Raw genomic sequence first — 7,554 nt, 5'->3', positions numbered from 1 at the left:
TTGCCGTTAACGTCCCGCCGGCTTTATGGAGTTGGGGATTTTTGTTCCCAAACCATTCCATTAGGACTGAAGTCAAATATATAAAATTACCTTTAAATTTTACCTAAAACCCCAATTTCATAAAACCGCTGTTAACGGCTGGCTTTTAATTTCAATACTGTGTTTATACTGTTTATTAGCCCAATTGATGCTTTTCCAGTTTCCATTTGGAAATCATATTGTTCACCAAATATATCGACGATTCTGAATTTAGACAATTCAGGTTTGTTTATTTGTTTTTTAAAATCTCCATAAATCACGTCGTCAATTTCGTCAAAGCTCACAAAACATATATTTTCATTTTCTTTTTCAATTATGTGGCGAGTTGTGATTATTGTTTTGGCTTTCGAACTGTTTATTTCAAAAATTGGTAATTCATTTTCTTCAAGCGTAAATTCTTCTGATTTATTTTCTAAACAAACTTTCGAATAAATCCAACTTTCAGGATTCATTACTTTGCGATTAATTGAAGCTATTGTTATTTCCTTTATCGAATTGTCCGTTTTCATTCTTTGCGCAATGTTTTTTAAGCTTGCCGTTAACGTCCCGCCGGCTTCATGAAGTTGGGGAAATTTGCTCCCAAACCATTCCGTCAAGACTGAAGTCAAATATATAAAATTACCTTTAAATTTAGCCTTAAAACCCCAATTTCATGAAACCGTTGTTAGGCGTAGCTATTTTTGATTTTAGTTATTGATGATTCAATTTCATCATTTAGCGCTATTAGTTTTTTGGGGTCTCCACTATGAAATTCTCCGCATTTTTCACATGGTTTAGTAAGTACTTCTAAACTCGATTTAATTTTTGAGGAATACATATACTCTACACTTTCGAGAAAAAATTTCTTGTCTGCAAAGTTAATTTCAGTTTCATTAAGACTTCTTAGAAACTTTTTAAAAAGGTCAATTATATGTAAAAACTCTTTTAATTTATGGTCTTCGTGATTAAAATCTTCGTGATTATGCATCAGTTTTGAAAGCATAATGTCTATTGCTTGAAGACCTTTGTATTCAACCATTACATAACGTTTATTCTCAAAACTGCCAACTTGTTTTTCTTTCATTATTGAGAATGAGTATATTTCTTCTTTTAATAATTTGAAAATTTCAAAAATATAGTTTCTGTTTTGATTTATTTTTTGCTCTTTTTTTTCGTCGCTGATTTGCTCGAAAATCAATTTGTTAGCATCTAGTTGAACAAGAAAGGCATAATAGACAAGGATGGCTCCTATTAGGTTCGCAATAGGAGAAGTTATTCCTCCAATTGTATCACCAATTTGTCCTGTTTGATCAAAAGAAATTATTCCAAAAGTTCTAGTAAGAACATAAGGAGAAATTACTAATAATAATATTCCTACGATAAGGATGATTTTACTTTGTTTAAGTCTGTTGTTTTGTTTTTTTTCGTAATCTTCCATCCAGTTTTTTTTAGTTACGCCTAACGTCCCGCCGGCTTGCTGCAGGTGGGGATTTTTGTTCCTTTAGTTTGTTTATTCCTAAAGCCAAATATACAAAAAGAAGTTGGAGTTTTCCCTAAAACCCCACTTGCTGCAAACCGCTGTTATAAGCAGGCTTAGATTAATTTATTTTTCTATTACCCCAATATGGAGTTGAAGGAGATTCTATTGTATTGTTTTCGCCAATTCTTATAAATAAACCAAACTCAATTTTTTTATTTCTTTGCATATCCTCGCTCAACTCAAATAAAATTTCAGTAGCGTTAATTATAGTTTTATCAATTAACCACAGTGCTGAATATTTAATTGTCATATCTGCGTTTTTATTTTCTTTTACGATTTCAGGAAAATGGTTTTTAAATAATTCGGTTGACAAAAATTTTGCATCAAATTTTTTGTCTTTCAAATCTATCGACAATGTGAATTCTCCTGTGTCGTTTTCTGTATGTATTAAGTATGAACGATGTTTAATTAATGGATAAACAAAGGACTGATCGAATATTTTTAATTTTTCAACCATTTCTTTACTACAAAACATATAGCCTTTTAGGTTCCTGTTTGTTTGGAACAGATTCCATTTGGGGCTTTCAGCAATTTCTTTATTATGTGCAAAGTTTATTAGTCGAAAAAGATAATCAAATATTGAGCATAAATGATAAATCATACTATCAAAAATAGAGTAAATTTCTCTTATTGCTCGCTGTTGTAATATCGCGAATTCTATTTCGTTTTGGATGATTGTTTTTGGATTAGTTTTATATATTTTATCTAATTGATATTCAATTCTATCATGATATTCTAATAGCAGTTGAAAATGGAATTTAGCACTTTGTAATTTATAAATTACATTATCTCTTAGCTTAAATATTTCGTTATCAGTAATTGTTGAATCTATGTAATATTTATAATCCATTGCAACTGCAAGAAATCTGTCATTCAATAGACTAAATCTTTTTGATAGTTTTCTAAATTCCTCAACAGGATTTTCAACATCTTTAATTTTCATTTATTTTTCTATTTAAGATTTTCGTCGTTTTTGGCAAAAGCTTGCTTATAACGTCCCGCCGGCTTTGAGAAGGTGGGGACTTTTGTACCTTCAGTTTGTTTTATCACTAAGCCAAATATACAAAAAAGAGTTTCAGTTTTGCCCTAAAACCCCACTTGCTCAAAACCGCTGTTGGCAGCAGTTATTTTAATAATTTACCAATTTCAAATATTTCGGCATATCTCGACGACAATCCAAAAACTAAAATGCTCTTTTCATCTATTATTGCTTCAATGTTAAAAAGCATTTCTTTATAATCAGAATCGATTAGTTTTTTTTTTCCTCGATAAGCTTGGAATTTTTTAATATCGGTCATATAAAATGCAGGAACGACACCAACCACAATTGTTGAATCAACTTTTTTTCCATTATAATATACAGCGCCATGTAAGTTTGGCGACAACGTAATATTTGATGTGGTATCTATTCTGTGACCAATATAAATTTCAAATTCTACAGGAATTACACTTTCCCAGCCTCCTGTTATTTGGCCTGTAATTTGAAATTTTCGAGTTTTTTTGTCTAAAAATATTTGTGCAGGAACTATTTTTAATCCGTTTCTTTTAGGTTCTGTTGATTTATAAATTATGGAATCTGTTTTAGGATTAACGAGTTGCATTTCTGTTTTTTCTTTTGTGTAATCTCTAAAACAAGGTATGCCACTAAAAACATTATCAAGCCAACCAAATTGAAATCTATTTTCATCGACTTTGTATTTCAATAGCTTATTGTAATCAACATTATTACTTTGCTGGGCAAATATAAATCCTGTCCAAAAAAATAAAAGAAGTATACGTAGGTTCTGTTTTTTCATAATTGCTGCCAACGTCCCGCCGGCTTTGTGGAGGTGGGGATTTTTGTTCCCAAACCATTCCATTAGGACTGAAGTCAAATATATAAAATTACCTTTAAATTTTGCCTTAAAGCCCCACTTTCACAAAACCGCTGTTGTGTGCAGCAAAAATTAATAAATAATTATTTTAGTCCTGTTCTTCCAAGAACTATGAGTGCAATCCATGGAATAATTAAAGCAATAATTGTTAATTTACCTAACATTTTACGACGCTGAATAGGTTCATTTATCCAACGCGTTTTTAAGTCATTATATGCGCTTTTATATCTTAGATAATTTAAAAAACATAAAAGTAAAAATAATGAACCGCCAATAATTTTAGCGGTTTTAACAAATTGCATAGTTTCGGCTCTTTTGTAAAATAATTGAAGGATAAAACCTGTTATGTCAGAAATTATCAAGGTTTGAAGCATTGCCACCGCAATGATTGCTGTACTTGCGCTATTTTCATCCCATTTGAAATATACTTCTGCTATTCTATAAAATATATAATCAAAAATGTCAAATATTTTTTTTATCACTTTTTTTGTCATTTGTTGCACACAACGTCCCGCCGGCTTTGAGAAGGTGGGGGATTGTTTTCCAAAAGTATAAATTAAAGATTTAGTTTACAAATACAAAACCAACTTTAAATTTTTCCCTAAAGCCCCACTTGCTCAAAACCGCTGTTATAGGATGTGGCAATTGTTTTTTACAATAATAATACAGTTAAAGTTATAATTGTCCCAAGAAAAAATAATCCAATTACTCCGTTCCAATTTTGTTTATAGATTTCTTCAACATTAAATTTTTCGGACATAAATGGCCATCTAACCAGTGCTCCAATTAGTTTAATTGCACGCCAAAGAAATTTAAAAATTATTTCTCCAATAATGTCCTCAACTATATTCATTTTTTGTATTACGTAACTTAAAATTTAGTACCCGTTTGTATATAATTAGTTAATTCTTTTTTTTTACAAAATCCTTACTACGAAAGTTTGGAGGCCATTTCCTATAACGTCCCGCCAGCTTGCTGCAGGTGGGGGATTATTTTCCCAAAAGTATCAATTTAAGATTAAGTTTACAAACACAAAACCAACATTAAATTTAGCCTTAAAGCCCCACTTGCAGCAAACTGCTGTTAGCCGTAGTGGCTTTATTCAAGTACCTCTTTAATTTGGGTTTCTAAATCTGCTAAATTTTCAAATTTTTGAAACTCTAATTCTTTTTTATTTTTTTTAAGTTCGTCAATCAATTCCAAAATAAGTTCATAGCCTTCTACTTCGTGGCCAAACATATTTTGATCGAAATTTGTTCCAATTAAAAGCCCATCATTATCAATTCCGATACACCAATTTTCAATAAATTCAGCTAAATTTATTTCTGTTGGTTTATATTCTTCCCAGTTATTTTTGACACAAGAATTTGCTAATGCTTTTTCAGACCAAAAACATATAATTCCGATTGGTTCGCCATCTTCGTCTTCCAAATCATTTGAGCTTGAAGTTGCAAATCCATCTTCACTTTCCAATCCATAAACAATATTTGTTTCACAAACTTTCTTTATAAATTTTTCGTGTTTTAATCTTATGTCAATATGGTTTTTAAACATCTTTATATATTTTAGTACTGTTTTTTATTACGTTTTGTTGACATTACGGCTAACGTCCCGCCGGCTTGCTGCTGGTGGGGGATTGTTTTCCCAAAAGTATAAATTAAAGATTAAGTTTACAAACACAAAACCAACATTAAATTTTGCCCTAAAGCCCCACTTGCTGCAAACCGCTGTTATAACACGTTTTTCAATTTTCTTTCTAGTTCCTTACTTGTGCTGATAATTTCAACTTCGCCACAAACTTCACTCCATCTTACGGCAGATTGAAAAGGATCAGGATTGATTCTTATCTTATCAATGTCGTCTTGATTTAGCAATCTGAGGATAGGAAATGTGTTTGAAAATTCAACTGCGTCAAGTTTATAATATTTATTTGAAAGATTAAGAACGAAAGCAATTTTGCCTTCGTATAATAATTTTTCTTTACTTTTTGAATATTCAGTGTTAAAAGGAATAATGAAACAACTTTTAATATGAACATTATAATTTCTATCATGCCATATCTTTTTTTTAATTTCAGCAAGCATTATTTCCTTGTCTTTAAGTAGTTTAAGACTGTCTATCCATTCTTTATTTTCTTTAAAGGTAAGAGTATCTTTCTTTACTTTATCCTGGGAATAACCTTTGGATAAAATTAGAGTTATAAAAAAAAGAAAAATCAACTGTTTCATAATTAGTTTAGGTTTTTCATCTCGTTTTTCCAAAATGTGTTATAACGTCCCGCCAGCTTGCTGCAGGTGGGGGATTGGTTACCCAAAACTAACGATTTAAGATTAAGTTTCCAAACACAAAACCAACAATAAATTTAGGCCTAAAGCCCCACTTGCTGCAAACTGCTGTTGTGCGTAGCTCTTTATTATCAGATTCCTAATTGATTTTCAATATCCATTTTTTCGTGTAAAACTCTTATGACTTCTATTTCATTAGATTTTGTTTTCTTGAAAAAGACTAAATGTGATTTTATTTTTGAGCATCTATAGTTTTTCCTAATATTTCCAAAATCGCGAGCCATTTCAAAATGATCGACTATATATTCAATTTCTTCAAAAATCAAATTATAGTAACGGTCAGCTTGTTCAATTGACCAATTTTCAGCGGTGTAAATCCAAATTTTGTTAATGTCATCAATAGCTTTTTCGTTAATTATATATCTCGACATTATTTCCCAAAGTTTGCTTTAAGTTGCTCAAGATTTTTTTGGCGGTCAAAATTTTTAATTTTGGCGCTTTTTTCACCGATTTTAAGCTCGTTGATTAATGATTTCGTTTTGTTTTCTTCTTGTTCAAAAACTCTCAAAGCAGTTCTTACAACCTCGCTTACTGAATTATATTTACCAGAAGCAATTTGCTCATTGATAAAATTCTCAAAATAATCACCTAATAATATTGAAGTATTTCGTGCCATAATCTTTTTTTATTTCAAAGATACCAAGCCTTGGTATTTAATACAACATTTTTAACGGTTTTTTTGGGCAGAGTTACGCACAACGTCCCGCCAGCTTGCTGAAGGTGGGGGATTGCTTACCCAAAACTATCGATTTAAAACTGATTTTCCAAACACAAAACCAACATTAAATTTAGCCTTAAAGCCCCACTTGCAGCAAACTGTTGTTAGCCGTTCGGTTTTATTTTTCTAAGAGTTTTTCATCAAACCAAACATCTTCATAACCTTTACCGTTTATTAAAAATCTAAATCCTTCGTCAAGGCCCAAATAATCGACGACTTTTGGTTTTCGTTGTAATAAATGTTCAGCGCACATTGGTTTAAAGAAATTTTCGTCTTCAGAATATTCTCCACCCCAAATGAACCAACAAACTTCTCCTTTTTCAGTTTTGTGTCTTAGTCCATTTATAGGTTCTAAATCTAAATTTTCAGAAACTCCGATTTTTAGATTTTTGCTTATAGGTTTCCATTTAGAATTATATTTTTCACAAATTTCTTTTTGTTTTTCAATATGTGAATTCCAAAAATTATACTCTTTTAATTCATCAATATTATTTTCCAATCTGTTTTTCCACAGCTTTATATTTATTTTGTTGATTGGAAAATTTATATCTTCATTATTCCATTCAAAAAGTGTTTTAGAAATTATATTGTCAGCATCATCCCAATCATCATCATCTGACATAATAATTTTAAAAGCAAAAACTGATAAATCATTTGCATCGATTTCATCATTAAGATATTTATCACACAGATCAATTAATTGCTTTCTCTCAAGACTCATTTTATATCATTTGTTGCGTTAGGTTCTTGAATTCGCCTTCGTTTGGTCAAACTGACGGCTAACGTCCCGCCAGCTTTATGCAGTGGCGGTTTTTTATTACTGACGTTTACAAATATACCGAAAAGTTTGAAAGGAAAAAGCTTCTTTAAAGAAGAACTGCACTCACTAACCATTCCAAATAAATCCCTAAACCCGCCATTGCATAAAACTGCCTGTTAGCAGCAGCCAATAGACATCCAGTCTTTCAAAATATGCGGCTAGTATTTCCTTTTTTTTTTTTTTGGCTCTAATTGGTTAATATAGACATAGTTGAGTTTTGGTTGCTGCTAACGTCCCGC

11 protein-coding genes are annotated in these 7,554 nt (G+C 31.0%); all 11 read right to left on the bottom strand.

Annotation, left to right across the window (positions count from 1 at the left end):
• Nucleotides 1-131 precede the first annotated feature (131 nt).
• Entirely contained in the window at nt 132-647 is a 516-nt protein-coding gene (locus FLJC2902T_RS15360) for a hypothetical protein (RefSeq protein WP_155958928.1), read from the bottom strand.
• Between the two features lie 56 nt (nt 648-703).
• Nucleotides 704-1,456, bottom strand: coding sequence for a hypothetical protein (locus tag FLJC2902T_RS15355; RefSeq protein WP_023580721.1), 753 nt, complete (start codon nt 1,454-1,456; stop codon nt 704-706).
• 160 nt (nt 1,457-1,616) lie between these two features.
• The gene (locus FLJC2902T_RS15350) at nt 1,617-2,501 is read right to left on the bottom strand and encodes a hypothetical protein (protein ID WP_023580720.1); all 885 of its coding nucleotides are present in this window, start codon (nt 2,499-2,501) and stop codon (nt 1,617-1,619) included.
• Nucleotides 2,502-2,682: 181 nt separating this feature from the next.
• A complete protein-coding gene (locus FLJC2902T_RS15345) occupies nt 2,683-3,354 on the bottom strand; it encodes a hypothetical protein (protein WP_162147698.1) in 672 nt (223 codons plus the stop codon).
• Between the two features lie 161 nt (nt 3,355-3,515).
• Nucleotides 3,516-3,926, bottom strand: coding sequence for a hypothetical protein (locus tag FLJC2902T_RS15340; protein WP_023580718.1), 411 nt, complete (start codon nt 3,924-3,926; stop codon nt 3,516-3,518).
• Nucleotides 3,927-4,084: 158 nt separating this feature from the next.
• Entirely contained in the window at nt 4,085-4,285 is a 201-nt protein-coding gene (locus FLJC2902T_RS15335) for a hypothetical protein (RefSeq protein ID WP_035679228.1), read from the bottom strand.
• Between the two features lie 245 nt (nt 4,286-4,530).
• Entirely contained in the window at nt 4,531-4,986 is a 456-nt protein-coding gene (locus FLJC2902T_RS15330; protein WP_023580717.1) for a DUF2750 domain-containing protein, read from the bottom strand.
• Nucleotides 4,987-5,162: 176 nt separating this feature from the next.
• Nucleotides 5,163-5,660, bottom strand: coding sequence for a hypothetical protein (locus tag FLJC2902T_RS15325; protein ID WP_023580716.1), 498 nt, complete (start codon nt 5,658-5,660; stop codon nt 5,163-5,165).
• Nucleotides 5,661-5,848: 188 nt separating this feature from the next.
• On the bottom strand, nt 5,849-6,148 hold the full coding sequence (locus FLJC2902T_RS15320) for a type II toxin-antitoxin system RelE/ParE family toxin (RefSeq protein WP_035679225.1): 300 nt from the start codon (nt 6,146-6,148) through the stop codon (nt 5,849-5,851).
• Nucleotides 6,148-6,393: a type II toxin-antitoxin system ParD family antitoxin gene (locus FLJC2902T_RS15315; RefSeq protein ID WP_023580714.1), complete on the bottom strand. Its 246-nt coding sequence runs from the start codon at nt 6,391-6,393 to the stop codon at nt 6,148-6,150. The genes FLJC2902T_RS15320 and FLJC2902T_RS15315 overlap by 1 nt, the downstream gene beginning before the upstream one ends.
• Nucleotides 6,394-6,613: 220 nt before the next feature.
• Entirely contained in the window at nt 6,614-7,216 is a 603-nt protein-coding gene (locus tag FLJC2902T_RS16455; RefSeq protein ID WP_023580713.1) for an immunity protein Imm33 domain-containing protein, read from the bottom strand.
• Nucleotides 7,217-7,554: the final 338 nt, after the last annotated feature.

The organism is Flavobacterium limnosediminis JC2902, from assembly GCF_000498535.1.
GTDB lineage: Bacteria > Bacteroidota > Bacteroidia > Flavobacteriales > Flavobacteriaceae > Flavobacterium > Flavobacterium limnosediminis.
The sequence above is the reverse complement of the archived record's forward strand: the minus strand, read 5'-3'. Positions and strand labels throughout refer to the sequence as shown.